The following is a 26920-nucleotide window of genomic DNA, read 5'->3' as shown; positions in this document are numbered from 1 at the left end:
AACGCGCCAGGGTTTGAACCGCCCACATACTGAACCCGTCACCATCACGGGGAGGGCTCTTGGTACCGGCCCAAGCAGGCGATGGGGATGGAACCGAGCGGGGCCGAGCCGGCCTGGCGATCGGATCGTTGCGGGAAGCGGGGCTCAGAAGGYYCCAAGGCCCGGAACGGGCGAGCGCTGGACGGCAAGGGTCGACGGGGCCGGAAAGTTCAAACCGGCCTGTTCCAGGATCAGTCGGAGTCGCCGACGGCCCCTTCCGGGCGACTTTGATCCTGCCCGCCCGAGGGGAAACGTCGACCGGGATGAAACAGGCCCTCAGTCGCCGTCCCTTGAGAAGAACGGTTCTGCGGAGCGGTCGAGCCAAGCCGAAACGCAAACACAACACCCACGGTCTCCGGGCGAAGCCCGGCCGCTCCGCGCCTCCCCAATAAGCTCAGCGGCTTTCCGCGTGAGACGGCGAAGTCGCGTCCGCGAAGATCGCTAAAGATTTCGACAGCGGGCGCAGCCCCTTCCGAGGCCTTCTGCAGCTCCAATTTCGACCGGAGCCGACCATGCCCTCGACAACCAATCTCCGCCGCGCGCTGGCGGCCGGCCTGGGGAGCGCGGCGCTGCTGGCCGCYGCCGCCGGCCCGGCCCGGGCGTCCGACCACCTGGACACGCCCAGCGTCATCGCCGATCCCCGGGCCGACATCGGCGACATCTTCGCCTGGACCACGCCGGGCAAGCTGAACCTGGTGATGGCCATCGTCGGCCACGGCTTCTCCAAGGACCTGGCCTATGTCTTCCACGTCGACAGCGGCGCGCGGCTCGGCAAGACCACCGCGACCACGACGATCTCGTGCCGGTTCGCCGGTCCGGACATCGACTGCCAGGCCGGGGGCGACACGGTCCACGGCGACGCGAGCCGACCGGAGGGCCTGGTCTCGGCCCGCCATCGCTTCCGCGTCTTCGCCGGCCTGCGCGACGATCCGTTCTTCAACAACGTCAAGGGCACGCGCGAGGCCTACGACTTCGCCGCCGCCGCGCTGAAGGCCGGCGCGCCGCTGGACGAGGCGGGCTGTCCGGCCTTCGACCGGGCGACCTCGGCCGGGATCCTGGACCGCTGGCGCCACACGCGCGGCGGCCCGGCCCAGAACCTGCTGGCGGGCTGGACCCCGGCCTCGCTGGTGATCTCGATCGACCTGCCGGCCGTGTCGCAGGGCGGCAGGATGCTGGCGGTCTGGGGCGAGACGGACGGTCCCAAGGGCCGCATCGACCGCATGGGCCGGCCGCTGACCGGCAACGCCCTGCTGGCCACGCTGGAGCCCGACGCCGTCAGCGACGCGCTGAAGGAGGCCTACAACCACGCCACCCCCGCGACGTCGGACGGCTTCATCCCCGAGATCGAGAAGACCCTGGGCCTCTACGACGCCTTCGACGGCGACTGCGGCAACGCGATGATCGCCGACCGCTCGGCGGGCGCTTCGCGCTATCTGAACCTGGCGATCCTGCTGGCCGACGACCGGCTGTGGATCGACAGCGCCGCCACGCGGTGCACGACCCTGTTCGCGGTGGAGCTGGCCGCCCTGGCTGGCCGTCGCGACCTGGCCGGCGACTGCGGCGGCCGGACCCCCAACTACGACGCGGTGGACGTCTACCGCTCGCTGCTGGTCACCGGCGGCCTGACCGGCGTCGACGACGGGGTCGACCGCGACGACCGCGTCCATTCCGACACCGTCTTCCCCTTCCTGGCCGCGCCCGACGGCGCCGCCTATCCCCCGCGCAAGGAGCCCTGACCATGGCCGCGTTCACGACCGCGCTTCGCCGTCTGCTGCCGGCGGCCGCCGCCCTGGCCTGCCTGCCGCATGCCGCCTTGGCCCACGAGTTCTGGATCCAGCCGGAGCGCTTCTGGCTGCCGGCCGGCGAGACCACGCCGATGATCCTGCAGGTCGGCACGGGGACCGAGCGCCAGCGCTCCCAGCTGCCGCTGCGCCGCGTGGTGCGGTTCGACGCCACCTCGCCGGACGCCGCCGCCCAGGACCTGAAACCCGCCCTGACCCTCGGCGCGGCGACCGCCGACGGCGTGCTGGGCTTCGACCGACCCGGCGCCTACGTCGTCACCCTGCGCAGCGACGCCACGGCCCAGAGCCACCAGTCGGCCGCCCGCTTCAACGCCTATGCCGAGGAGGAGGGCCTGACCCCGGCGCTGGAGACCCGCGCGGCGCGAGGACTGCAAGCCATCGACGCCTCCGAGCGCTACAGCCGCCAGACCAAGGCCCTGATCCAGGTCGGCGAAGGCGGCGGCCAGGCGGTCGTCACCCGGCCCGTGGGGCTGGACCTGGAGATCGTGCCCGAGGTCAGCCCCTACGCCCTGCCACGTCCCGCGTCCCTGCCGGTGCGGGTGCTGTACGAGGGCCGCCCCCTGGCCGGGGCGCTGGTCAAGATCACCGACCTCGCCCACGACGCCGCACCCGTGGAGAGCCATCGCACCGACGGCGAGGGCCGCGCGGCCTTCGCCATGCCCGGCGGCGGCAACTGGATGATGGACGTCGTCTGGACCAGGCCGTTGGCCGACGAGGGCGTCGACTTCGAGACCGTGTTCGCCAGCCTGAGCTTCGGCTTTCCCGATCAAAGAGGGCCCGATCAGGCAGGGCCGGACCAGGCCCGGCGCGAGGCCCGCTGGAACGCGCCCGGCGGGCTTCCATAGAGTCCGCGGAAGGCGGCCGTGAAGTGACTGTGGCTGGAGAATCCCAGATCGAGGGCCAGGGCCGTCAGGTCGTCGCAGTCGGCCAGCAGGTCCAGGGCGCGGGCCAGGCGCAGCCTCAGCTGGTAGCGATAGAGCGGCGCGCCCTCGGCCTGGGCGAAGACCTGGGTCAGGTAAACGGGCGAGACCCCGACCTCGCCGGCGATCTGGGCCAGGGTCCAGCGGCGCGCGGGATCGGAGGCCAGGACCAGCTTGGCCCGGTCGGCCAGCTTGCGTCGCCCGTAGCTGGCCGCCCGGGCGTGGGAGGCGCGATCGCCCAGGGCGCGACGGACCAGGCCCAGGGTCAGGGTCTCGGCCTGCAGCGGTTCGAAGGCGCCCCGCGCCAGGCCGTGCCGCAGATGGGCGGCCAGGACCTGGAGCCGCGGATCGACGGGTCGCGCGGGATCGCGGAACACTGGCGAACCGCCCGCCTCCAGCTGGTCAGCCGGCGACAGCTCGGCCAGCAGGTCCTCGTCGATCGACACCGAGAGGCAGGCGTCGCCGCCGCCCACCGGATGGCTGATGGCGTAGTCCTGGTCGCGGTTGAAGAACACCACCTGGTTCGCCTCGGCCACCGCGTCCCGGCGCCCGACGTGACGGACATAGACGCCGCGATAGGGGAAGACGAGGAAGGTCGAGGCCGCGCATTCGCTGGGGCTTCGGTGACGGCAGGCGCCGTCGCAGGCCACGTCGCGGACGCCGACCGTGCGGGTCTGGAGAAGCGAGGTGACGCTGAGCTGGTTCATGGCGAACGGCTATCGGCGGGCGAGGTCACGGTGGCAATAACCTCTGAGGTTATGGCGGGGCGCTCAGTCGAACCCGCGCATCGTCGCCCACTCGTCGAACGGGGCGCGCCGCGAGCTCCAGCCGTTCACCGCCGCGTCCTCGTCGCGATACCCCAGGGCCAGGCCGCAGAACAGCATGTGGTCGTCCGGCAGCTCCAGGAACCCGTGGATCAGCTTGCCGTAGACCGACCAGAACTCCTGGGCGCACGTGTCCAGCCCACGCTCCACGGCCAAGAGCATCAGGGTCTGCATGTACATGCCGATGTCCGACCACTGGGGCGGACCGCAGTCGCGGTGGACCGAGAAGAACAGGGCGACGGGCGCGCCGAAGAACTCGGCGTTCTTGGCGAACTGCTGCAGGCGGCCCAGCTTGTCCTCGCGCGGGATATTGAGCGACGCGTAGAGGTCCTCGCCCACCTGGTAGCGGCGGGTGCGCAGCGGCTCCCACAGGTTGGGCGGATAGACGTGGTATTCCGGCTCGTCGCGATCCATCAGCCGCGAGGCGACCAGAGCCTTGAACTCGGCCAGGGGCTGGCCGGACAGGGCGTGCACCACCCAGGGCTGGAGATTGCCGCCCGACGGGGCGCGGGCGGCGGCCTCGATCAGTTCGCGCACCGCCGCGCCGGGCACGGGATCGGGCTTGAAGGCGCGGACGGACATCCGGCGTCGGGCGGCTTCGGAGACGGTTCGATACTCGGTCATCAAGGCCTCACTAACCGATGCGCGCTATGTCCCGCGACAGACGACGGCGGCTTGGCTAGCATCCGGCCGCAACGTCAAGGCAAGCGTCAAGACAGGTTGGGGCGATCGGTGAAGGTTCTGGTGCGTAACATCCTGGTGGCGTTGTTCATCGTGCTGGTCGCCGGACCGGTGCTGACGGTGATCCTGTATCGCTTCGTGCCGCCGCCCGCGACGCCGCTCATGGTCATCCGCCTGGCCGAGGGCAAGGGCTGGAATCATCGCTGGCGGCCGATCGACCAGGTCTCGCCCGCCCTGCCCCGCGCCCTGATCGCCGCCGAGGACGCGCGGTTCTGCGACCACCACGGCTTCGACTTCGACGCCCTGCAGAAGGCCTATGAGAACAACGAGAAGGGCAAGAAGGTCCGCGGCGGCTCGACGATCAGCCAGCAGACCGCCAAGAACGTGTTCCTGTGGCCGGGCCGCTCTTATCTCCGCAAGGGGCTGGAGGCTTATTTCACGGTCCTGATCGAGACGTTCTGGGGCAAGAAGCGGATCATGGAGGTCTATCTGAACTCCATCGAATACGGCCCGGGCCTCTATGGCGCGGAGGCCGCGTCGCGGACCTATTTCAAGGTCGGGGCCGACCAGCTGACCCAGCAGCAGGCCTCGCGCTTGGCGGCCATCCTGCCCAGCCCCCTGAAGTGGAAGGCGGTCAATCCGGGCCGCTACGTCAAGAAGCGCTCCAGCCGGATCGGCAAGGCCTCGGGGACCGTGCGCCGCGACGGCCTGGCGGCTTGCGTGGCCTAGGAGGAGGAAGACCCACATGGCCCTGGGCCCCACGCTCGAGACCGAACGCCTGATCCTGCGGCCGCCGGTCGCCGCCGACCTCGACGGCTGGGCCGAGCTGATGGGCGACGCCGAGGCGGCGCGGTTCATCGGCGGCCAGATGGCCCGCAGCCCCGCCTGGCGGACCATGGCGACCGTCACCGGCTCGTGGGCCCTGCACGGCTTTGGCATGTTCTCGGTGGTCGAGAAGGCCAGCAACCGCTGGATCGGGCGCGTCGGCCCGTGGCGCCCCGAGGCCTGGCCGGGCGCGGAGCTGGCCTGGGGCCTTCATCCCGGCTTCCACGGCAAGGGCTACGCGGTCGAGGCGGCGAGCGCGGCCATGGACTGGATCGTCGACCACCTGGGCTGGGACGAGGTCATCCACTCGATCGATCCGGAAAACCTGCCGTCCAAGGCGGTGGCCCTGCGGCTGGGCTCGCGCCTGCTGCGGATGGGGCGCCTGCCCGAGCCCTATCAGGAGAAGACGCTTGAGCTGTGGGGGCAGAGCGCGGCCGACTGGAAGGCGCGGCGGGCCTAGCCTTCCAGGGGCCGCGCATAAGCCGCCCGGGCCCGGCCCGAGCGCACGAACACCCGGGTGATCCGCGCGTCKATCGCACGGATCCGCGTGGCGAAGTCGTCAGCCGCGTCCTCGATCTCGCCCGCGGTCAGGTCGTCGTGGAAGTCCAGGGTGACGCCCAGCAGAATCTCCTGCGGCCCCAGGTGCATGCTCAGCACCTCGGCGACGGTGTCGATGCGCGGGTCGGCGGCCAGCATCCCGCGCACGGCCTCGACGATCCGGGGCGAGGCCGACTCGCCGGTCAGCAGGCTGCGGGTCTCGTTGGCCAGGAAGATCGCCACCGCCACCAGCAGCACCCCGATCGCCACCGAGGCCGCCCCGTCGGCCCAGGCGATCCCGAACACCGCCGAGCCCGCCACGCCCAGCGCCGCGATCGCCAGACCGGCCAGGGCCGCGCCGTCCTCCAGCAGCACGGCGAACACCGACGGGTCCTTGCTGCGGCGGATGGCGCGCAGGAAGGGCGTGCCCCGGGTCAACACGCGGAACTCCTTCCACGCCACCAGGAACGAGCCGCCCTCGAACAGCACCGCCAGGCCGATGACCAGGAAGTTGATCCAGGCCCGCCCGATCGGCTCGGGCCGCAGGATCTTGAGCACGCCCTCGTAGATCGAGAAGGCCCCGCCCAGGGCGAAGATCAGCAGGGCCACGACGAAGGCCCAGAAATAGACCTCCATGCCGTAGCCGAACGGATGGGTCTGGCTGGGCGGCTTGCGGGCCCGCGCCAGGCCCAGCAGCAGCAGGCCCTGGTTGCCGGTGTCGACGCTGGAGTGGATGGCCTCGGTCAGCATGGCCGACGAGCCGGTCAGGGCGAAGGCGACGAACTTGGTGGCGGCGATGGCCAGGTTGCCGGCCAGGGCCGCGTAGACGACGGTGGTCGAGCTGTTGTGGGTTCCCGTCGCGGCCATGCGGGCCGAACGCGGCCGGGATCACCGCCGTTCCGTCAGACCCGGTTGTAGGGATATCGGTCGCGGATCATCCGCTGGAAGAACCGGCCCTTGGACGGGGCGCGCTCGAAGGCCTCGGTCACCCGGGGCGGCACGCCGACATAGACGTATTCGTCGCCGTCGTGGAACGTCACGAACAGCTTGCCGTGCTCGGGCTCGTAGTCGATTTGGCGGATCGCCGTGGAGTCGACACGCATGGCTGGAAGCCTCCGCATGAGGATCGTCTGCCTGTGAAAGCGCACGGCCGCGCGGGGCGGTTCCCCGGGTCTTTCGGGCGCCTGTTTAGGGTGCAAACCGGCGCGAACTGGGGTGTAGTCCCGTGAGAACAAGGCTCCGCTTCATGGAGCCGGGGGAGAACGCACATGCATCCGCATTCCTGGGTCGCCATCGTCACCATCGCCGCGCTGCTCGTCTATGTCTGGATGATCGCCCGCATCGGCCGGGTCCGGGCCAAGACCGGCATCCATGCGCCGACCATGACCGGCGATCCGATCCTCGAGCGCCACATCCGCGTCCAGGCCAACACCCTGGAATGGCTGCCGCTGTTCCTGCCGTCGCTGTGGCTGTTCGCCGTCTACTGGAGCGACCTGGTCGCCGCGATCCTGGCCGGGGTCTGGATCGTCGGGCGGATCGTCTACGCCCTGGGCTACGTGGCCGACCCGGGGAAGCGCGAGGCCGGCTTCATCATCCAGGCCCTGGCGACCGCCGTCCTGCTGTTCGGCGCCCTGGGCCGCGTCATCTGGATGCTCGTGGTGTTCGGAGCCTAGCCGCGACTGGTTCGGCGGGCGAGGCTTGGCTATAGGCCAGGCCATGACCCTGCCCGTCGATCCCGCCCGCTACAGCGCCTTCCTGGTGGCGATGTTCGTCATGGCCCTCACGCCGGGGCCCGCCAACCTGTTCGCCATCGCCACCGGCATGCAGAAGGGAAAGGGCGCGGCGCTGCTGGGCGTGGCCGGCATGAACACCGCCACCCTGGTCTGGTTCGCCTGCTCGGCCCTGGGCCTGGGCGCGCTGATCATCGCCTTCCCCAAGGCCTTCCACCTGCTGGCCCTGGCGGGCGCGGCCTACCTGGTCTGGTTGGGCTTCAAGTCGGCCCGAGCGGGCATCCGCGACAAGGGCGGCGAGGGCGAAGGGGCGCACCGGACGTACCGCATGAGCCGCTCGGCCTTCCGCGACGGCTTCGCCGTGCAGATCGCCAATCCCAAGATCCTGCTGTTCTTCGGCGCCGTCCTGCCGCCGTTCATCGACGTCCACCGGCCGCTGGTCCCGCAGCTCCTGATGTTCGCCGCCGCCACCATCGGCATGGACCTGATCAGCATGAGCAGCTACGGCCTGGGCGGGGCCGCCCTGGCCTCGCGGATGAACGAACCGGGGTTCCGCAAGGGTTTCGCGATCGTCGTCGGCGTGCTGCTGATCACCGCCGCGGGGCTGATCGTTTCCCGCGGTTGATCTCGACGTTGAAACGCAATGGCCTTGGCGAAACCACAAAGCTGCGCCATGCATTATTACGATGGGACGAAAACGAGTCTTTTTCGCCGAGATTCCTAGTGAAGGGATGCGCCATGACTAATCGCAAGACCATCGCCGGCCGGGTCCGGATGGTCGCGGCCGTGGCGCTCGCCGCCCTCCTGACGGCCTGCGCCACCGCCACCCCGTACCAGCCGAACATCGCCGGCCAGAAGGCCCAGGGCGGGTTCTCCGACCGACGGCTGGAGAGCGACCGCTATCAGGTCAATTTCGCCGGCAACAGCATGACCTCGCGCGAGACCGTCGAGCGCTATCTGCTGTACCGCGCCGCCGAGGTCACCGTGCAGGCCGGCTACGACTGGTTCGAGACCGCCGACCGCCGCACCGACCGCCAGGCTCGCGCCGTGATCGACAATTACGGCTACGGTCCCGGCTGGGGCGGCTACGGCTACGGCTATCCGTACGGCTATTGGCGTCCGGCGTGGCGCGGCTATTACGGCGGCTACTGGGGTCCGTGGGGCGACCCGTTCTGGGGCGGCTCCACAGAGGTCCGCACCATCGAGAAGTTCCAGGCCAGCGCCGAGATCCTGCTGCACAAGGGCCCCAAGCCCGCCGGCGATCCCCGCGCCTACGACGCCCGCGAGATCATGACCAACCTGGGTCCGACCATCCAGCGTCCGGTCGCCTCGGCCGGCTGATCCCCGCCTCTCGCCAAGAGATCGGGCGCCGCGAAGTCAGGGCCTCCCCTCGGGGAGGCCCTTTTTCGTTCTGGCCCTTAGCGCGGCGCCATGCGGATGCCGCCGTCAAGACGCACGTCCTCGCCGTTGAAGTAGCCGCAGGTGATCATGGTCAGGGCCAGCTGGGCGTATTCCTCGGGATTGCCCAGGCGCTTGGGGAACGGCACCGAGGCGGCCAGGCCCGCCTTCACCGCTTCGGGCGCGCCGTTCATCAGCGGGGTGTTGAAGATGCCCGGCAGGATGGTGTTGACGCGGATGCCCTCGCCCATCAGGTCGCGGGCGATCGGCAGGGTCATGCCGACCACGCCGCCCTTCGACGCCGAATAGGCCGCCTGGCCCATCTGGCCGTCCTCGGCCGCTACCGAGGCGGTGTTGACGATCGCGCCGCGCTCGCCGTCCACGCCCGGCTCCAGGTCCAGCATGCCCTTGGCCGACTTGGCGATGCAGCGGAAGGTGCCGACCAAGTTGATCTGGATGATGCGGTCGAAGGCGTCGAGCGGAAAGTGCTTGGTCTCGCCGGTGGCCTTGTCGCGGCCGGCGGTCTTGGCCGCGTTGCCGGTGCCGGCGCAGTTGACCAGGATGCGCTCCTGGCCGTGGGCGGCGCGGGCCTTCTCGAAGCCGGCGTCGACCTCGGCGTCCGAGGTGACGTTGACCTTGCAGAAGACGCCGCCGATGTCGGCCGCGACCTTCTCGCCGGTCGCCTCGTTCATGTCGAAGATCGCGACCTTGACGCCCTGGGCGGCCAGGGCGCGGGCGGTGGCCTCGCCGAGGCCCGAGGCGCCTCCGGTGACGACGGCGGCGACGGTGCTATCAAGTTTCATGGACGTTTCCTCAGCGCTTGCGTTTAATTGGTCCTTGAGGAGCGGTTTAACCCGATGAGCGCCGACGCCAAACCTTCCCCCGACGTCAATCCCGAGGCGAACGCCCGCGACGTGCTGGACCCGGCCAAAGCGCTGGTCCCGGCAACGGTGCGGGTCAACGAGCAGCGGGTGACGCGCGGCTTCTGGCCCAAGATCCGCAAGGTGGCAGCCAAGGTCCCGTTCGCGGCCGACGCCCTGTCGCTGTGGTGGTGCGCCAAGGACCCGACCACGCCCACCGCCGCCAAGGGCCTGATGTTCGCCGCCCTGGCCTATTTCGTCCTCCCGACCGACGCCATCCCCGACGTGCTGCCGGCCATCGGCTTCACCGACGACGCCGCGGTCATCGCCGCCATGATCGCCATCGTCGGCAAGAACCTGAAGCCCCGCCACAGGGACGAGGCCAGGAGCTTCCTCGACAAGCTGGGCGCCGACGACTGAGCCCGTCGCAACCTTGACCTTTCCGCGCGGAAGGGTCGAAATCAACCTGAAGTTCATTTCGATCCGAGGCCTCGCGTGCTCCTGGTCCTGACCCTCGCCGCCGCTCTGGCCGCCGACGCCCCCGCGCCGTCGATCGCGCCCCTGCTGGCCGATCCGACCGCCGCCCGGGCCTTCGACTATATGACCCTGCGCGACCAGGTCGGCGTCGGCGGCCTGGCGGCCCTGAGCCAAGGTCTCGAGGCCTCCCTTGGCGAGCGCCTCAAGGCCGCGCCCGGCGCCTGCGAGACCGAGGCCGAGGCCCTCGTCCGCGTGGGCCTGGTCACCGCGCTCATGGCGAAGGACCCCGACGCCTGGCGCGCCGACTGGAAGGCCGCCGACGAGAAGCGCGAGGCGCTCTACGCCCGCGTCGCCAGGCTGGCCAAGGGCGAGGACGTCGGCGGCCCCGCCTATGCCGGGGCCCGTGCCGCCGCGCGCAAGGCCGCGGCCGCCACCGATCCCCGCCGACGCCAGCTCTTCGCCCGCGTGGCCCGTGACCAGGCGATGCGCTACGCCATCCACGACATCTGGGCCCTGCCGACCGGCCCGATGCAGGACATGGTCAAGCGCCCCTTCCTGACCCGGCTGTGCGAGGTGGACACCGACAACCTTGTCTGGCTGAAGGCGGAATGGCGCGAGAACGGCTGGTTCACCGCCGCCCGCGACGGCGCGGAGGCCAGCGGCAACGCCTGGCTGTTGGCCCAGCACGCCGATCGGGACCCCGACTTCCAGCGCGCCCTGCTCCCGGTCCTGGCCCTCGCGACCGACATGCAGGGCAAGATCAACTACGCCTACCTGGCCGACCGGGTGGCCACCAACGCCGGGGAGCCCCAGGTCTACGGCACCCAGGGTCGGTGCATCGGGCCGGGCCGCTGGAAGCCCGACACGGTCAGGGACCCGGAAGGGCTGGACGCCCGCCGCCTGGCGTTGGGCCTGGGCTCCGAGGCCGACTACCAATCCCAGTTCCGGACCGTCTGCGCCAACTTCAAGGCCTCCTGAGCGCCTATTTCCCGTACCCCGTCATAGACATCGGACGATCCTTGACCGCGCTGGCCCAGGCCTTGTTCGGCGCGGCGCTCATCGTGAAGACCAGCTCGCCCCCGGCCCGGATCTCGGCGTCGCGGACGAAGCTGCGGGCCAGCGGCTTGCCGTTCAGGGTCACCGAGGCGACGTAGGGCGCGGCGTCCGACAGGCCCACGGCCCGCACCGTGAAGCGCTTGCCGCCCTCCAGGTTCAGCACCGCCTTCTCCACGAACGGCCGGCCGATCACATATTCGTTCGAGCCCGGGGCGACGGGGTAGAAGCCCAGTGAGGTGAACACCAGCCAGGCCGACATCTGGCCCAGGTCGTCATTGCCCGACAGGCCGTCGGGCGTGGGCTTGTACTGGCTCTTCACGATCTGGGTCAGGCGGGCCTGGGTGCGCCAGGGGGCGCCGGCGTAGTCGTACATATAGGCCACGTGGTGGCTGGGCTCGTTGCCGTGGATGTACTGGCCGATCAGGCCGGCGATGTCCTCGGCGTGCGAGTAGTCGAGCTTGGAGTTGTCGAAGTCGAACATGGCGTCCAGCTTCTTCACCGTCGCCGCGTCGCCGCCCAGCAGGCCGACGATCCCGCCCAAGTCCTGGGGCGCGAACCACGAATATTGCCAGGCGTTGCCCTCGGTGTAGTCCGAGCCGTAGTTGATCGCCGTCGGGTCGAAGGGCGTGCGGTAGGTCCCGTCGCTCTTGCGGGCCCGCAGGAAGCCGGTCTTCGTATCGAAGCTGTTCCTCCAGTTGCCCGCCCGCTTCTCGAAGGTCGCGGCCACGTCGCTCCGGCCCATGGCCTTGGCCATGCGGGCGATGGTCCAGTCGTCATAGGCGTATTCGACGGTCTTGGAGGCGGCCTCCGGCTCCTTGTCGATCGGCACGTAGCCCAGGGCCATGTAGTCGCCGAGGCCCCCATAGGGGGCGTAGGTGGCGCTCCTGACCATGGCGTCCAGGGCGGCCTTCTCGTCGAAGCCCTTGAAGCCCTTCATGTAGGCGTCGGCGATCACCGGCACGGCGTGATAGCCGATCATCGTCCAGGTCTCCTGGCCGTGGAACTGCCAGACCGGCAGGATCCCGTACGGGCTCTCCTGCTGCGAGGCGATCAGCGAATTGACGACGTCGCTGGTGCGCTTCTCCGGCTGGACCAGGGTCAGCAGCGGGTGCTCGGCGCGGAACGTGTCCCACAGCGAGAAGGTCGAGTGGAAGGTGTAGCCCTTGGCTTCGTGGACCTCGTTGTCGGGCCCGCGATAGCGGCCGTCGACGTCGCTGAACACGCTGGGCGCCAGCAGCGAATGGTAGAGGGCGGTGTAGACGCTGGTGCGCGTCGCGGCCGGGGCGGCGATCTCGACCGCGCCCAGGGCCTTCTCCCAGTCGGCGCGGGTCCGCGCCCGCAGGCCGTCGAAGTCGAAGCCCTTTTCGTCGCTGGAAAGGTTCAGCACCGCGTTCTCCTCGCTGACCGACGAGATGGCCACCTTGGCCACCAGCGGACCGTCGAGGGTCCCGAAGTCGAAGACCCCGACCAGGGCCCGGCCCTCCAGCTGGGCGCGGTCGAAGGGCGTGCGGCCCGGCTGGGCGAAGCCCTTGTAGGGGACGCTGTCTTCCTTGTTGTAGAGCGCCTTGCCGACCAGCGGCCGGTCGAAGCGGATGGCGAAATAGAGCTGGCGGCCCGGGGCCCAGCCGCGCGTCTCGCGCATGCCGGTGATCGTGCCGTCCTCGGCGACGCGGATGCGCGACCACGAAACCTTGCCCGGATAGTTGTAGATCGAGGTGCGCAGGTCCAGCAGCACCTGGGCGCGGGCGCCCTTCTGGAACGTGTAGCGGTGCATGCCCGTGCGCAAGCCGGCGGTCAGCTCGGCCCGCACCTGGCTGTCGGTCAGGGTCACGGCGTAGTAGCCGGGCTGGGCGACCTCGCCGTCATGCGAGAAGCGCGAGCGGTAGCCCGAGCCCGGCTTGTCGGCCTCGCCCGGCTCCAGTTTCGCCTCGCCCGAGATCGGGGCCAGCAGGATGTCGCCGAGGTCGGAGTGGCCCGAGCCCGAGAAGTGGGTGTGCGAGAAGCCCAGGATCGTCGGGTCGGTGTAACGGTAGCCGGCGGCGCGGGCGTAGCTCTGCTTGAACGGCAGGATGTCGGTGTCGGGGCTGAGCTGGACCATGCCGAACGGAGCCACCGCGCCGGGGAAGGTGTGGCCCTCGCCGCCCGTGCCGATGAACGGGTCGACCGCCTGGTAGGGCGTCTTGTCCTGAGCCAGGGCGGGAACCGCCGACAGCGCCGCGATCGCGGCCAGCACCAGTCCAAGACGCATGGGATTCTCCTCCGAACTCGGCCGGGACCCTAGCCTCGGGCGACGGGCGGCGTCACCCGATTTAGGAAGTTTGATTTCGTAAACCGCCCGTCCCCGCCCCCTTCCACGCCCAGGCCTCACAGAAGGGCCACCGGCGTCATGATCGCCAGCAGGATGACCAGGGCCAGCAGCAGCGCGCCCACGGCCATTCCGGCCGCCCGCGCCCGCCCGATCCCCAGGCGGCCGGCGAACCACAGGGTCTGGGCGGTCAGGAACCAGGCGATCCCGGCCAGGATCAAAGCCAGGCCCAGCAGGTTGGAGAGGTCGTCGCGCAGAAAGATGATCCCGCCGCCGATCGTGAACGCCGCGCACGGCCCGGCCAGGTAGCACTGGGCGTAGAACGGCGGCCGCAGCGTCTGGCGCGACAGCCGCACGCCCTGGCGGCGCAGCAGGGTCACGGCGGCGACCAGCGGGATCAGGCTGAAGATCAGGGCGCGGAACAGGGCCGCGTTCTGGGGCGAGTCGAACACCGCGTGCCGCAGGGTCCCGCCGCTGGCCTCCGGCTGGGGCAGGTGGGCGACCAGGGCGATCAGGTTCATCAGCACCACGGTGATCAGCAGGAACAGCGGCGGCGTCAGGGCGTCGTCATAGCGCCCGGCCTCGTCGTCGCCCTGCTCGGCGTCGGAATAGGCCATGGTCCGCAGCGGGTGGACCAGCACGCGCCAGAAGGTCAGCGGATAGAAGACCAGCCACGACGTCGCCTCGAACAGGAACTCCTCGAAGCTGCGGAGAAGTTTCATGAAGTCCATGCGGGTCCTCGCGTTCGCGCCGGCTGGGGCGACGGTGGCAGGGATGACGGCGGGCGTCTATGCGGCGACCCCTTGCCCCCTACGGACCGCTGCGCGGTCGTCTTCCCCCACAGGGGGAAGAGGCGTGAGCGCGCGTCCTCCGCCCCCTAATGGGGGCGGACAGGCGGCGGAGCCGCCAGGTGGGGGCAAGTGGGTGTGATCCCACGCCAAACCGGCTGTGAGCTGGTGGAAAGGGCTGCGGAGCGCCGGACACCGTCCGGAGTGTTTGAGTAGTAACCGTTTCGACGAAGCCCGATCGCTCCGCGCGGTCGTTATCCGGAAGCGCGGCGGCGCTGAGCTCTGTTCGAACCTCGCCGCCTTGAAGCCTCCGACGGGCGGGCTGGATCAACGATCCCCAGTCCCGGACCGCGAGCGTCTCACCGCCCACCTGCCGCTCTTTCGACCCTCACGTCACGTCGTATCTGTGGACCACGCCCGACCGGCACCAGAGACATGAGGTTGTTCCGGCCCCTACCGAACGCGGACCGGATCCGACAGAGCTTCCCGCTCGATCGCCCCCGTCGCCGCATCGGTCGCTGGCCATGCGCCCTTTCCCGCGTCGAGGTCGGTAAAGGATACGGGCGTCTGGGAGGGAGGAGCATAAGTTTGGTCGAAAAAATTCAGGGCGTTGATTTCGCTGAGGTTCGTTCGCTATCCGCCGGGCGTAGACGCATCAGAATCCCTCTCTCATAGAGAGAGGGAGGGGCCCGCCGCCGCAGGCGGTGGGAGGGTGAGAGGTTTCACCGCCTGCCGGTAAACCCCCAGTCGCCGAGCACCACCAAGGGAAGCCAGACTTCCACCCTCATCGCGGCCGTCAAGCCAAGCCGCTCCTCGTCAGAGCCTCGTCCTGAGAGATTGTAACCTCTCACCCTCCCACCGCTTCGCGGCGGGCCCCTCCCTCTCTCTATGAGAGAGGGTTCAAGAAACGCCCCTGACGTCATCCGCCAGCGGCAAGGCCTCGCCTTAGACCCTTGGAGGCGAGCCTGCTCTGGCGTCTGGCCGTGTCAAGGACTGGCCTCCGGCCAGCCGCGTCGCGGCGGCGCGACGCGCCGTCCTTGACACGGCCAGACGCCAGAGCTCCGATCCACCAAGGGTTTAAGGTGAGGCTTCATCCGCCCAGGGGCGAATGGGAACACAATTGCTGATGATCAGGGGGACGGTTTGAAACAGTTCATAGGATTTTTGAGCGGCGTATTTGCGGCCGTCATCGGAGGGCTACTTGTTGTTGTGTTTCAAGGACCGATCGCCAGACAGTTCAGCGCGGATCGACTGACCGCAGAAGTGCGCGCAAGCCCGTGGACGCCGTTCCAAAGCGCGCCGGGCAACCCCCAGGATGTTTGGGAGAAAAAATTAGGCCCCTACGCGGCAAAGCAAATTTCAGAAGGAGGGGCGATATACTCTGCCAACTGGCACATCGAAAATAGAGGCGCAAAGAAGGTTGAAAATATACGCATTGATTTTATTAGTGGAGCGCCCGCATTAGTTTATATTAGCCAAAACGGAACAAACAGGGAAATAATAGATCCGAAAGTATTAACAATTAAAGAAATGTCGCCCGGATCGGTTGCGGATTTCCATATTATATCTGTATATGATACAACGACAAAATATAATTATATGTCCGATAGCATAAAAACTTAGTCCAGCGAGGGTCCAATATCCATCAAACTTGTAGCTCCGAAAGCGAGCTACATCGGGGACCCTATTATCGATTTTATCGAAAACTGGATTATCCCTTCTTTGGCAATCGGGTTGTTTGTTTTGGTCGCGATACTTCTAGCCCTCACATCACATTTTGTCACATTTTCGGAGACCATTCTGAAAGACGCGCTTGTATATCGGCGCGAAAAACGTCGGTACGATCAGAATCCAAAGGCATATGATTACTCTTTGAAAAAATAGATCTACTCCACGAGGATGCTACGGAGGCGGACAAGCCCAGGCTGGAAGCGAGCGGTAAGCCCCCCAGCCCCGCTAACACCTCCACCACCCTTTCCCCATTCCCCCGCCGCCCCAAAGCGCCTAGGTAAGGCTCACTCTGAGCATATCCGGGATCGGATGAAGGCGATGGACGACGCGGGCATGAGCTTGCAGGCGACGATGACGGCGATGGGGCAGGCGGCTCGGCACGGGGCGCAAGCCCTGCGCGTGGCCACGCCAGACCAGCGCACCGCCGCCCTCAAGGCCATTGCCGCCGCCATCCGCGCCGACGCCGAGACGATCCTGGCCGCCAACGCCCGCGACCTCGACAAGGCCGGGGCCGGCGGCCTGACCGCGCCGATGGTCGAGCGGCTGATGCTGAACGCCGCCCGCCTGGAAGGCGTGGCCGCCGGGGTCGAGGCCGTGGCCGCCATCCCCGATCCGCTGGGCGTGGAGACCGCCCGCTGGACCCGTCCCAACGGCCTGGACATCGCCCGGGTGCGCACGCCGATCGGCGTGATCGCCATGATCTACGAGAGCCGGCCCAACGTGACCGCCGACGCCGCGGCCCTGTGCGTGCGCTCGGGCAATGCGGTGATCCTGCGCGGCGGGTCCGAGTGCATCCATTCCAACCTCGCGATCCACGCGGCCATCGCCAAGGGGCTGAAGTCGGCGGGGATCTCGACCGACGCGGTGCAGATCGTCCGCACCCCCGACCGCGACGCCGTCGGGGCGATCCTGGGCGGACTGGACCGCGCGATCGACCTGATCATCCCCCGGGGCGGCAAGAACCTGGTCGCCCGGGTCCAGCAGGAGGCTCGCGTGGCCGTGCTGGGCCACCTGGAGGGGCTGAACCACGTGTTCGTCCACGCCACGGCCGACCCCAAGAAGGCCGTCGACATCGTGCTGAACGCCAAGATGCGCCGGGTGTCGGTGTGCGGCGCGGCCGAGACGCTTCTTGTCGACCGCGCGGCGGCCGAGCGGCTGCTGCCGCCGATCGCCGACGCCCTGATCAAGGCCGGCTGCGAGCTGCGCGGCGACGGTCCCTCGCGGGCCATCGAGCCGACGATGAAGCCGGCGGTCGAGGCCGACTGGTCGACCGAATACCTGGCGCCGACCATCTCGGTGGCCGTGGTCGACGGGGTGGACGGCGCGGCCGCCCACATCGCCGCCTACGGCTCGGGCCACACCGACGCGATCCTGACCGAGGACCCGGCGGCCGCCGAGCGGTTCATCGCGCTCGTGGACAGCGCCATCGTGCTGGTCAACGCCTCGACCCAGTTCGCCGACGGCGGCGAGTTCGGCTTCGGGGCCGAGATCGGCATCGCCACCGACAAGCTACACGCCCGCGGCCCGGTCGGGGCCGAGCAACTGACGACGTTCAAATATGTGGTTCGCGGGACCGGCCAGACTCGTCCCTGAGGCCGGCCGCCCCTCGGCGCAGAGGCTCGGGCTCCACCTGGAGCCCGGCATGCGCGTGGGGCTGTTCGGCGGCAGCTTCAACCCGGCGCACGAGGGCCACGCCCACGTGGCCGAGACCGCCTTGCGCCGGCTGGAGCTGGACAAGGTGATCTGGCTGGTCTCGCCGCAGAACCCGCTGAAGTCCTCGCACGAGACCAGGCCCCTGGCCGAGCGCCTGGCCGGCGCCCGGCGCTGGGCCAGGGGCAATGGGATGATCGTCTCCGACGCCGAGACGCGCCTGGGCTCGCAATACACGATCGACACCCTGCGCGTGCTGCGGGCCCGCTATCCGCGCGTGAAGTTCGTCTGGATCATGGGCGCCGACAGCCTGGCCACCTTTCACCGCTGGCGGGGCTGGACCCAGATCATGCGCGAGGTCCCCGTGGCGGTGATCTCGCGGCCGTGGATCGCGCTGAAGGCCCGCACCTCGCCCGCCGCCCGCCGCTTCGCCTTCGCCCGTCTCCCCGCCAGCGCCGCCGCCACCCTGGCCGACGCCACCGCGCCGGCGTGGGTCTACCTGACCGGCCCGCTGAACTACGCCTCGTCCACGGCTCTGCGCGCGCGGCAGGGCAAGGGCTAGGAGCCCTGAATCCGCCCTGCGGCCACGACCCCCCTCATCATTTGGAGTCTTCCATGCTATGGGAGCTATTGCGCGAACCCCATCAAGGAGCATTTCCGCTGCGTAGCGACCCCGCGCCCCAGGCGCACGAGGGCACGGTTTCCACCGAAACCTCGACCAACGAGTCCGAGCTGGACCTGAGTATCAAGGCCCTCGAGACCCTGATCCTGAACCGTCTCGACGACGACAAGGCCCAGGACATCGTCCACATCGACCTGACGGACAAAAGCTCGGTCGCCGACAGCCTGATCGTGGCGTCCGGCCGGTCGCACCGTCACGTCGGCGCCCTGGCCGACCACATCATCCGGGCCCTCAAGGAAAACGGCTTCGGCAAGGCGCGGGTCGAAGGCCTGCCGCACTGCGACTGGGTGCTGATCGACGCCGGCGACGTGGTGGTCCACCTGTTCCGTCCGGAAGTCCGCTCGTTCTACAACATCGAGAAGATCTGGGCCGTCGACGCGCCGCACCGGCTGGCGTCGAACTGAGTTCGCCCCTCGTCATCCCCCGGCCCGGCCATCGCCAAGACCGGGGGATAGCGTTCCAATGAAGATCACCATCCTCACTGTCGGAAAGCTCGGCCGCATGGTCGAGGCGCAGCTGGCCGTGGACTACGCGTCCCGGGCCACGGCGTCCGGCCGCGCCCTGGCGATCGGGCCGGTCGAGATCGTCGAGGTCGAGGCCCGCAAGCCCAGCAAGGCCGCCGAGGCCGAGGTGCTGCGCTCGCATCTGGAGGGCGCCTATGTCGTCGCCTGCGACGAGCACGGCAAGGTGCGGCCCAGCCGCGCCTTCGCCGAGCACATGGGCCGGCTGCGCGACGACGGCCACCGCAAGGTCGTGTTCCTGATCGGCGGGGCCGACGGGCTCGATCCCTCGATCCTGGCCACGGCGAACGAGATGCTGGCCTTCGGTCCCCAGACCTGGCCGCACGCCCTGGCCCGGGCGATGCTGGCCGAGCAGGTCTATCGCGCCGTGACCATCCTGGCGGGCTCGCCMTATCACCGCGATTAGATTTCGCTCCGCTCATCCCGGCGAATGCCGGGACCCAGATGGAATGGCGGTGTGGCGGGTTCCTCAGGCTCTGCGTTTTTCCAATCAGCGTCCCAACCATAGGATCTGGGTCCCGGCATTCGCCGGGATGAGCGGCTTTGGGGGACGCGAGAACCGGTTGTCGCTGAAACCCAATGCGGGCATTGATCGACCCATGTCGCGTCGCGTCGCCCTGATCACCGCCAGCCTGCTGAGCCTCGCGCTCGGCGGCGTGACCGTGGTCGCCGCCCAGGTCGGCCAGCGGGCGCCCTCGAGCCAGAAAGCCCGGGACGAACAGGCCGCCGCCGACACCCGGCGCGAGATCGTCGACCTGCGCGGCGAGCTGGACGCCCTGGGCCGTCAGCGGATCGACGCCGGCGACGACGTCGACCTCAAGCGCGCCCGGCTGGAGGCCCTGCACCAGCGCGAATCGGCCCTGACCGCCGAGCTGGGCCGCGACCGGGGCCAGCTGGCCCGGCTGCTTTCCGCCCTGCAGCTCTTCCGCCGCGACCCGCCGCCGGCCCTGCTGGTCAGCCCGAACGACGCCCGCGACGCGGTGCGGGCCGCGATCCTGATCCGCGCCATGACCCCCGAGCTGCAGGCCCGCGCCGACGGCTACGCCCGCCAGGCCCGCGCCGTCTCGGCCCTGCGCCGCGAGGCCGCCGCCGCCTCCGAGCAGCTGTTCACCGCCGAGAGCCTGGTCGCCGACCGCCGGGGCGAGCTGGAGCGGATGATCGTCGAGAAGACCCAGCTCGAGCGCGCCTACGCCCAGGAGGCCCTGACCGGCGACGACCAGGGCACGCTGGGCGCCCTGACCGACGGCCTGGCGCCCAAGGCCGCTACCGGTCCCTTGAAGCTGAGCTCTCCCGCGCCCGGGCCGCTGGCCCGGCGGTTCGGCCAGGCCATGCCCGCCGGCGGCCGCGCCACCGGCCTGACGATCCGCACGGAAAAAGGTCACGTCGTGGCCAGTCCCGCCGCCGCCGTGGTCGAATACGCCGGACCGCTGAACGGCTGGGGCACGGTCTTGATCCTGCGGGCCCTAGGCGCCTACCCTGGGGGCGCCTACCATCTGGTGCTGGCGGGAATGGACGAGGTTTCCGTCGGACCCGGACAATCTGTCGCACCCGGCGCGACGGTTGGCCGGATGGTTAACCAGGGCTCTTCGGAGCCAGAACTCTATTTCGAGGTCCGTGAGGACGGCGTGCCGGTCGATCCGGAGCGCTGGTTGAAACAGGGATCGCGGTAAACGGCTTTTTCAGCGATGATGGCCGTCAAATGAACAAGGCTTCGCCTCAGTAACGGGCTGGGCGAGACCTTTTAATGCGACGCTCAGGCGTCGTTCAGGGAGCCTTCCAGGCCACATGCGCAAGTACCTGCTCATCGGTGTTTCGGCCTTCGTCCTCGGCGCGGGGACCATGGCCTACATCAGCCCCATCGCCCAGGCGACCAGCTCGACCAAGGGCCAGACCTACAAGATGCTGGAGCTGTTCGGCGACGTCCTGCAGACGGTCGACGCCCAGTACGTCTCCGAGGTCGACAACAAGAAGCTGATCGAGGCGGCGCTGGACGGCATGCTGACCAGCCTGGACCCGCACTCCGGCTACCTGTCGCCCGACAGCTTCGAGGACATGCAGGACACCACCCGCGGCGAGTACGGCGGGCTGGGCATCGAGGTCACCAGTGAAGACGGCGTGGTCAAGGTGATCTCGCCGATGGACGGCACGCCCGCATCAAAGGCCGGCATCCAGGCCGGCGACTACATCACCTCGGTCAACGGCCAGTCGGTGCTGGGCCTGACGGTCAACGAGGCGGTCAAGCAGATGCGCGGTCCGGCCGGCGAGTCCGTCACCCTGACCATCGCCCGCGAGAAGACCGACCCGTTCGACGTCAAGCTGACGCGCGAGATCATCAAGCCCAAGGCCGCCATCGCCCGCATGGAAGGCGACTACGGCTATGTGCGCCTGCCCGGCTTCAACGAGAAGGCCACCGACGCCCTGACGGCGGCGATCACCGAGCTGAAGACCAAGAACCCCAACATGAAGGGCCTGGTCTTCGACCTGCGCAACAATCCCGGCGGCCTGCTCGACCAGGCCGTGGGCGTCTCGGACGTGTTCCTGGACGGCGGCGAGGTGGTCAGCCAGCGCGGCCGCGACCCGCGCGACATCCAGCGCTACAACGCCAAGCCCGGCGACCTGCTGAACGGCCTGCCGGTGGTGGTGCTGATCAACCAGGGCTCGGCCTCGGCGGCCGAAATCGTCGCCGGCGCCCTGCAGGACCGCCATCGCGCCGAGCTCGTCGGCATCACCAGCTTCGGCAAGGGTTCGGTCCAGACCGTGATCCCGCTGCGCGGCGGGGCCGACGGCGCCCTGAAGCTGACCACGGCGCGCTACTTCACCCCGTCGGGCCGCTCGATCCAGAAGACCGGTATCGCCCCCGACCTGGAAGTGGCCCAGACCAAGGACCAGGCCCAGGACATCGCCAACCGCGTGTGGTTCAGCGAGGCCAGCTTCAAGAACGCGCTGAACGCCGACGAGGGCAAGAGCCGCCAGGGCGTGCACACGCCGGCCGAGGCGCCGCCGCCCGGCTTCGACGAGAAGAAGGGCGACTTCCAGCTGGACCGCGCCATCGCCGTGCTGAAGGCCGGCTCGGTCCAGGCCGTGCCCAAGCTGCCCAAGCCGGCCGCGAAGATCGCCGAGGTCACCGCCAAGGCGGCGGCCGCGGCGGGCAAGGCCCCGCCGGTCGAGAAGAAATAACGGAAAGGGCCGGCCCAGCGCCGGCCCTTTTTTGTTCGGTCGACCCCAGGCGGGAGCGTGATGGCCTCCAACGATGTCCTGCTCGCGATCGGCGTCTTCATCGCCCTGACCGCCGCGGCCCTGATCACCCTGCTGGTCTGCGAGCGGGTGGAGCACGACCAGCGGGCCAAGGCCGCCGGCAACGTGGTGCGCACCGTCTCCAACATCTTCGCCCTGATGACCTCGCTGGTGCTGGGGGTGATGATCACCTCGGCCCGCACCACGTTCGAGGAGACCGACCGCAGCGTCCACGCCCTGGCCTCGCAGCTGATCGTGCTGGACCTGACGCTCAGCGAATACGGCCCCGAGACCGACGCGACGCGGGACCAGCTGCGGCTCTACGCCCGCCAGGTGCTGCATGACGCCTGGCCCGACCGGAGGGCGGCGCCGGCCAAGGCCGCGACCAGCGACGTGCTGTTCTCCCGGATGAGCGACGGCCTGCGCAAGCTGCGCCCGGCCAATGTCGACCAGCGCAAGATCCGCGACGACGCCCGCACCCAGCTGGAAAGCCTGTTCGAGGCGCGCTGGGAGGTGACCGGCCGCTCGCAGGACGGCGTCGCCGGCGGGGCGTTCGTCTTTGTGCTGGCGGCCTGGCTGATCGTGATCTTCTCGGGCTTCGGCTACCAGGCGCCGCTGAACGCCCTGGTGGTGGTGATCTTCGTGGTCTCGGCCGCCCTGATCGCCGGGACCCTGTACCTGGTCATGGACATGGAGCAGCCCTTTAGGGGGACCATCCGCGTATCGCCCGCCCCGCTGGAGCGGGCGCTGGTGGAGATGGCGCGGTAGGGCGCACCTGGGAATGCCCGAGAAGGGTGGCGAGCGGCCCTCGGACCCCCTCTCTCTTTGAGAGAGGGAGGGGCCCGCCGCGAAGCGGTGGGAGGGTGAGTGGTTTCACCACCGGCCGGCAAACCCCAAGACGTTCAAACTCGCTTTCGAGGCGTCGAACAAGCAGGCCATGCCTACCCATCGTGAATCTGGCGAACAATCGAAGGCCTGCTGAACAACCGCGCCCCATTCGGTGAGGGTGTAACCACTCACCCTCCCATGGCTTCGCCATGGGCCCCTCCCTCTCTCTAAGAGAGAGGGTTTTGGTGGGCGTCCTTCAACGTCAGCAACGGGTCGTAAGTCGACCCTCCCTGAAGCGACACATCCGTATCCGCGCTCCTTGCGGCCTGATCGCTTTCGCCAGGGACGAGCACCACTATTCAGGGTAGAGTTTTGACCTCCAGGGGAGGGCCGCCAATGCCATGGATGATGATGCGGACGATGCTCGCGGTCGTTTTCGCGATCCTAGCCGTGGGCGGAGCCGCCACGGCTAACGCCCAGCCCTCGACCGACTGCCAGTACCAGAACCCGACCACGCCCCAGACCCTGTTCCCCGGCGTCACCTACCAGGCGGTKACCGTCACTTGCGGCGCCCAGCCGCAGCAGCACACCACCCTGGCCCATGTGCTGACCGTCGACGTCGGCTCGGGTTCGATCACCCTCGGTTCGTCGACCGTCACCAGCCCAGGCACGTTCGGCCAGGCGCTGCCGTCCCAGTTCCTGACGGCGACCGGCGCCGCCGTGGCGGTCAACGCCAACCTGTTCGACGCCAACACCTGCTGCCACTACTCGGCCCCGTTCCAGGGCCTGCCGACCCAGCTGTGCGGCTGGCAGGTCGCCGGGGGCCAGACCCAGTCGCCCCAGGGCGCCAAGCCGACCGGCAGTCAGGCCGACTATCCGTTCAACGCCAGCCTGGTCCAGATGAAGGACGGCCAGGTCCGGATCCTCTATTCCAACACGCCCCAGATACCGGAACTGTCGGTCGCCACGGCGGTGACCGGCAGCCACATGCTGGTGTTCGGCGGCAAGAGCCTGGGGCCGTTCAGCGGCTCCAGCACCGACTTCTTCGGCCCCAACGCCCGCACCCTGGCCGGCCTCTCGAAGGACGGGAAGACCCTGTGGCTGGTCGCCCTCGACAAAGCCAGCACCGGCCTGACCCTGGACGAGGCGGCCGCCGTGATGCTGCACCAGGGCGCCGCCGCGGCGATCAACCTGGACGGCGGGGGCTCCAGCAGCATGGTCCAGGTCGGAAGCGGCGGCTTCGCCTTCCTGAACGCCCCGGCCGACCAGGCAAGCGACTGCATCGCCGGCTATCCGGACAACCAGGCGCCGACCTCCTGCGAGCGCCTGGTCGGCGCCAGCCTGGGGGTCTATGTCGCCGGCCAGGGCGGCCGTCCGAAGTGATGGGACGGCGAGGCGACGGGCCATTCCGTCGCACCTTTCATTAACCATATGTTCGGCGCTTCCCGGCTAAATCCCCAGGCATGGCCGTGACCTTCTCCCGCAAGCCCGCCTACAGCGCCGACGCGCCCGCGTCCGGACGTGAGGGCGGCGACCTGCGCGCCAAGGTGCTGGCGGCCGCCGCCAATCCGTTCATCGGCGCCACCGCCGCGGCCTTCCTCTTCCTGCTGAGCCTGGCCCTGCTGGTGCTGGTCACCGGCGACCCCAACAAGGGCTCGCCCCTGGTGCGGGTGGCGCTGGACAAGGTGGGCGCCACCAAGAATGTCCCCGAAGGCTGGCGCGACGCTCTGGTCGCCGAGCGCGACGGCGAGGCCCCGCTGCTGCCGGGCGCGCTGGACCTGTCGAACCTGCCGTTCCTGGGCCACGACGAGGCCGCCGACGCGGAAGGCGCCGCGATCGCCGCCCCGCCGCCCGCCGCCTCGGCCTCGGGTCCCCTGCCCGCCGCGCCGATCGCCGGCCTCTACGCCCCCGGCCCCGGCGGCGGCTCGCTGCCGGTCATCGCCCCCGACGGCCGCATGGCTTCGGAAGCCTATGCCCGCCCGTTCACCGCCGACGGCCGTCCGCGCGTCGCCCTGGTGATCGGTGGACTGGGGCTGAACCCCCAGACCACCCGCCAGGCCATCGAGACCCTGCCGCCCGAGATCACCCTGTCGTTCGCGCCCTATTCCGAGGGCCTGCAGGGCTGGATCGACCTGGCCCGCAGCCACGGCCACGAGGTGCTGCTGGAAGCGCCGATGGAGCCGGTCGACTATCCGGCCAACGACCCGGGCCCCTACACCCTGATCGCCGCCAACCGGCCGGAAGACACCGTCCGCAAGATGGAATGGCTGATGTCGCGGGCCACCGGCTATTTCGGCCTGACCAACTATCTGGGCTCGCGCTTCGTCACCAGCGACACGGCCATGACCACCTTCACCCTGGCCCTGAAGGCCCGGGGGCTGGCCTTCATCGACGACGGCCAGGCGTCCCTGCGCGGCGGTCCGATCCCCCGCGCCTCGGCCGACCGGATCATCGACGACGAACTGGCCGCCGGCTCGATCGACGGCCAGCTGAAGATGCTGGAGGTCGGCGCCGCGGGTCGCGGCCAGGCCCTGGGCTCGGGCTTCGCCTATCCGGTGACGATCAACCAGGTGCGCCTGTGGGCCGCCGGCCTGTCGGGGAGGGGCTTGCAACTGGCCCCCGCCTCGGCCATGGCCAAGCGATGAGCCGCAGCGAAAACCTCGACGATCACCCCCATCACCGTCCCAATGTCGGCGTCGTCCTGTTCCACCCGGACGGCCGCGTCTGGCTGGGCAAACGACACAACCAGCCGCCGCCCCACAACTGGCAATTCCCGCAAGGGGGAGTCGACGAGGGCGAGGATTTGCTGGCCGCGGCGCGCCGCGAGCTGGCCGAGGAGACCGGCGTCACCTCGATCGCCTATTTGGGCCGCACCGAGGGCTGGCTGATCTACGACTTCCCCGCCGACTTCGCCGCGTCGAAAAAAGCCCGTGGATTCAAGGGCCAGAAGCAGGTCTGGTTCGCTTTCCGCTTCCTCGGCGACGAGTCCGAGATCGATCTGGAGGCCGACGCCCACGTCGAGTTCGACGCCTGGAAATGGGGCGCTCTCGACGAAACGCCCGAACTGATCGTACCTTTCAAACGCGCGGTGTACGAACAGGTCGTTTCCGCGTTCGGTGGGTTCGCGCGCGGGGGCTGATTTCCGGGCGCTGGGGAGTACGGAATGGCGGACACAGTCCTGCTGATCCACGGCTACGGTTGCGCTGGGGACGTCTGGGATCCCATGGCCGCACGGCTGCGGGCCGAGGGCTACCGCGTCGTGGCGCCGACCATCCGCTCGGCCGTGCGCACGGTCGACGGTCCCCGGGCCGGTCTGGCCGGCCTGACCCTGGCCGACTATGTCGCCGAGATGAGCGCCCTGGCCCAGGCCCTGGCCCAGGAGGACGGCAAGAAGCCGATCGTCTTCGGCCACTCCATGGGCGGGCTGATCGCCCAGAAGATCGCCGAGGCCGGCCACGCCGAGCGCCTGGTGCTGTTCGCCCCCGCCTCGCCGGCCGACGCCCGCGGCAAACCCAAGCTCTCGCCGGTCTTCACCTTTCTGAACATGGCCCTGCAATCCAAGCCCGAGACCCGGGCGGGCAAGATGTGGAAGACGGGCTTCAAGTTCGGCGTCATGAACGTCGTGCCGCCCGCGCGCCACGACGCCCTGTACGCGACCATGGTCAATGACAGCGGCCAGGTGCTGGCCGACTTGGCCTGGCCGCACAAGGATCCGAACAGGACCGCCTATGTCGACGCCGCCAAGGTGACCGTGCCCGTGCTGGTCCTGGCCGGCGCCCTGGATCGCACCACGCCTCTCGAGGACGTGCAGCGAGTCGGCCGGAAATACCCGGCCGCCGACCTCAAGATCTACCCCAGCAACGCCCACTACTTGATAGATGAGCCAAACACGATGAGCATTCTCGACGACGTGATCGCCTGGCTGACGGGCAAGCCGAAAGCCGCTCCGGCCCCGACCCCGGCGGCCACGCCCGCCCCGGCGGCGCCCGCGCCCCAGCCCGTGAAGGCCGCCGAGCCCGCGCCGGCTACCGC

28 protein-coding genes are annotated in these 26920 nt (G+C 69.2%); 21 read left to right on the top strand and 7 right to left on the bottom strand.

From position 1 onward, the window contains the following. The first annotated feature begins 551 nt into the window (after positions 1-551). Both AC1U89_RS23560 and AC1U89_RS23555 read left to right on the top strand, forming a co-directional pair. Positions 552-1775, top strand: a complete 1224-nt coding sequence (locus AC1U89_RS23560) for a DUF4331 family protein (RefSeq protein ID WP_479902055.1) — start codon at positions 552-554, stop codon at positions 1773-1775. Positions 1776-1777: 2 nt separating this feature from the next. Next, on the top strand, positions 1778-2686 hold the full coding sequence (locus AC1U89_RS23555; protein ID WP_479902054.1) for a DUF4198 domain-containing protein: 909 nt from the start codon (positions 1778-1780) through the stop codon (positions 2684-2686). On the opposite strand, the gene AC1U89_RS23550 is transcribed toward AC1U89_RS23555, so the two are convergent. Both AC1U89_RS23550 and AC1U89_RS23545 read right to left on the bottom strand, forming a co-directional pair. Continuing rightward, positions 2623-3468, bottom strand: coding sequence for a helix-turn-helix transcriptional regulator (locus AC1U89_RS23550; RefSeq protein WP_479902053.1), 846 nt, complete (start codon positions 3466-3468; stop codon positions 2623-2625). The genes AC1U89_RS23555 and AC1U89_RS23550 overlap by 64 nt on opposite strands. Before the next feature lie 63 nt (positions 3469-3531). Beyond that, positions 3532-4209 carry a nitroreductase gene (locus AC1U89_RS23545; protein ID WP_479902052.1) on the bottom strand — a complete coding sequence of 226 codons (678 nt, stop codon included), beginning with the start codon at positions 4207-4209 and terminating at the stop codon, positions 3532-3534. A 96-nt stretch (positions 4210-4305) separates the two neighbouring features. Here AC1U89_RS23545 and mtgA point away from each other — a divergent pair, with 96 nt between their 5' ends. Both mtgA and AC1U89_RS23535 read left to right on the top strand, forming a co-directional pair. After that, positions 4306-4995 (top strand): monofunctional biosynthetic peptidoglycan transglycosylase, encoded by a 690-nt coding sequence (mtgA, locus tag AC1U89_RS23540; RefSeq protein ID WP_479902051.1) that lies wholly within the window; start codon positions 4306-4308, stop codon positions 4993-4995. Between the two features lie 16 nt (positions 4996-5011). Next, positions 5012-5551 carry a GNAT family N-acetyltransferase gene (locus AC1U89_RS23535; protein ID WP_479902050.1) on the top strand — a complete coding sequence of 180 codons (540 nt, stop codon included), beginning with the start codon at positions 5012-5014 and terminating at the stop codon, positions 5549-5551. Here the strand turns inward: AC1U89_RS23535 and AC1U89_RS23530 are convergent. Continuing rightward, positions 5548-6495, bottom strand: a complete 948-nt coding sequence (locus AC1U89_RS23530; protein WP_479902049.1) for a cation diffusion facilitator family transporter — start codon at positions 6493-6495, stop codon at positions 5548-5550. The genes AC1U89_RS23535 and AC1U89_RS23530 overlap by 4 nt on opposite strands. 35 nt (positions 6496-6530) lie before the next feature. Beyond that, positions 6531-6731 carry a KTSC domain-containing protein gene (locus AC1U89_RS23525; RefSeq protein WP_012284298.1) on the bottom strand — a complete coding sequence of 67 codons (201 nt, stop codon included), beginning with the start codon at positions 6729-6731 and terminating at the stop codon, positions 6531-6533. A gap of 165 nt (positions 6732-6896) precedes the next feature. Between AC1U89_RS23525 and AC1U89_RS23520 the strand changes: the two genes are divergently transcribed. The 3 genes from AC1U89_RS23520 to AC1U89_RS23510 all read left to right on the top strand — a co-directional run bounded on the left by AC1U89_RS23520 (position 6897) and on the right by AC1U89_RS23510 (position 8699). After that, positions 6897-7301 carry an MAPEG family protein gene (locus tag AC1U89_RS23520; RefSeq protein ID WP_479902048.1) on the top strand — a complete coding sequence of 135 codons (405 nt, stop codon included), beginning with the start codon at positions 6897-6899 and terminating at the stop codon, positions 7299-7301. Positions 7302-7344: 43 nt separating this feature from the next. Next, complete coding sequence (locus AC1U89_RS23515) at positions 7345-7983, top strand: LysE family translocator (RefSeq protein WP_479902047.1); 639 nt, start codon at positions 7345-7347, stop codon at positions 7981-7983. A gap of 113 nt (positions 7984-8096) precedes the next feature. Then, a complete protein-coding gene (locus tag AC1U89_RS23510; RefSeq protein ID WP_479902046.1) occupies positions 8097-8699 on the top strand; it encodes a CC0125/CC1285 family lipoprotein in 603 nt (200 codons plus the stop codon). Positions 8700-8776: 77 nt separating this feature from the next. Here AC1U89_RS23510 and AC1U89_RS23505 read toward each other — a convergent pair whose 3' ends face one another. Further along, positions 8777-9559, bottom strand: coding sequence for an SDR family NAD(P)-dependent oxidoreductase (locus AC1U89_RS23505; RefSeq protein ID WP_479902045.1), 783 nt, complete (start codon positions 9557-9559; stop codon positions 8777-8779). Positions 9560-9613: 54 nt separating this feature from the next. Between AC1U89_RS23505 and AC1U89_RS23500 the strand changes: the two genes are divergently transcribed. Next, a complete protein-coding gene (locus AC1U89_RS23500; RefSeq protein ID WP_479902044.1) occupies positions 9614-10036 on the top strand; it encodes a YkvA family protein in 423 nt (140 codons plus the stop codon). Positions 10037-10111: 75 nt separating this feature from the next. After that, positions 10112-11071, top strand: coding sequence for a DUF6624 domain-containing protein (locus AC1U89_RS23495; RefSeq protein WP_479902043.1), 960 nt, complete (start codon positions 10112-10114; stop codon positions 11069-11071). A gap of 4 nt (positions 11072-11075) precedes the next feature. Here AC1U89_RS23495 and AC1U89_RS23490 read toward each other — a convergent pair whose 3' ends face one another. Both AC1U89_RS23490 and AC1U89_RS23485 read right to left on the bottom strand, forming a co-directional pair. Beyond that, the gene (locus tag AC1U89_RS23490; RefSeq protein ID WP_479902042.1) at positions 11076-13397 is read right to left on the bottom strand and encodes a GH92 family glycosyl hydrolase; all 2322 of its coding nucleotides are present in this window, start codon (positions 13395-13397) and stop codon (positions 11076-11078) included. Positions 13398-13513: 116 nt separating this feature from the next. Further along, a complete protein-coding gene (locus AC1U89_RS23485) occupies positions 13514-14176 on the bottom strand; it encodes a hypothetical protein (RefSeq protein WP_479902041.1) in 663 nt (220 codons plus the stop codon). 1209 nt (positions 14177-15385) lie between these two features. Between AC1U89_RS23485 and AC1U89_RS23480 the strand changes: the two genes are divergently transcribed. The 12 genes from AC1U89_RS23480 to AC1U89_RS23425 form a co-directional block, all read left to right on the top strand. Next, positions 15386-15865: a hypothetical protein gene (locus AC1U89_RS23480; RefSeq protein ID WP_479902040.1), complete on the top strand. Its 480-nt coding sequence runs from the start codon at positions 15386-15388 to the stop codon at positions 15863-15865. A gap of 426 nt (positions 15866-16291) precedes the next feature. Continuing rightward, positions 16292-17566 carry a glutamate-5-semialdehyde dehydrogenase gene (locus tag AC1U89_RS23475; protein ID WP_479902039.1) on the top strand — a complete coding sequence of 425 codons (1275 nt, stop codon included), beginning with the start codon at positions 16292-16294 and terminating at the stop codon, positions 17564-17566. Continuing rightward, positions 17532-18185 carry a nicotinate-nucleotide adenylyltransferase gene (locus AC1U89_RS23470; RefSeq protein WP_479902038.1) on the top strand — a complete coding sequence of 218 codons (654 nt, stop codon included), beginning with the start codon at positions 17532-17534 and terminating at the stop codon, positions 18183-18185. The genes AC1U89_RS23475 and AC1U89_RS23470 overlap by 35 nt, the downstream gene beginning before the upstream one ends. Positions 18186-18283: 98 nt before the next feature. Further along, on the top strand, positions 18284-18709 hold the full coding sequence (gene rsfS, locus AC1U89_RS23465) for a ribosome silencing factor (protein ID WP_479902056.1): 426 nt from the start codon (positions 18284-18286) through the stop codon (positions 18707-18709). Between the two features lie 58 nt (positions 18710-18767). Continuing rightward, positions 18768-19232: a 23S rRNA (pseudouridine(1915)-N(3))-methyltransferase RlmH gene (rlmH, locus tag AC1U89_RS23460; protein ID WP_479902037.1), complete on the top strand. Its 465-nt coding sequence runs from the start codon at positions 18768-18770 to the stop codon at positions 19230-19232. A 193-nt stretch (positions 19233-19425) separates the two neighbouring features. Continuing rightward, the gene (locus AC1U89_RS23455) at positions 19426-20496 is read left to right on the top strand and encodes a murein hydrolase activator EnvC family protein (protein ID WP_479902036.1); all 1071 of its coding nucleotides are present in this window, start codon (positions 19426-19428) and stop codon (positions 20494-20496) included. A gap of 115 nt (positions 20497-20611) precedes the next feature. Beyond that, positions 20612-22003, top strand: coding sequence for a S41 family peptidase (locus tag AC1U89_RS23450; RefSeq protein WP_479902035.1), 1392 nt, complete (start codon positions 20612-20614; stop codon positions 22001-22003). A gap of 60 nt (positions 22004-22063) precedes the next feature. Continuing rightward, positions 22064-22828, top strand: coding sequence for a bestrophin-like domain (locus AC1U89_RS23445; protein ID WP_479902034.1), 765 nt, complete (start codon positions 22064-22066; stop codon positions 22826-22828). Positions 22829-23308: 480 nt separating this feature from the next. Beyond that, entirely contained in the window at positions 23309-24271 is a 963-nt protein-coding gene (locus AC1U89_RS23440; protein ID WP_479902033.1) for a phosphodiester glycosidase family protein, read from the top strand. Positions 24272-24351: 80 nt separating this feature from the next. After that, the gene (locus AC1U89_RS23435) at positions 24352-25533 is read left to right on the top strand and encodes a divergent polysaccharide deacetylase family protein (RefSeq protein WP_479902032.1); all 1182 of its coding nucleotides are present in this window, start codon (positions 24352-24354) and stop codon (positions 25531-25533) included. Next, a complete protein-coding gene (locus AC1U89_RS23430) occupies positions 25530-26027 on the top strand; it encodes an RNA pyrophosphohydrolase (protein ID WP_479902031.1) in 498 nt (165 codons plus the stop codon). The genes AC1U89_RS23435 and AC1U89_RS23430 overlap by 4 nt, the downstream gene beginning before the upstream one ends. Before the next feature lie 24 nt (positions 26028-26051). Next, the coding region (locus tag AC1U89_RS23425) for an alpha/beta hydrolase (RefSeq protein WP_479902030.1) at positions 26052-26920 on the top strand (869 nt) is incomplete at its 3' end.

Source organism: Caulobacter sp. 05T431, assembly GCF_056665975.1.
This window is presented reverse-complemented; position numbering and strand designations above follow the sequence as displayed.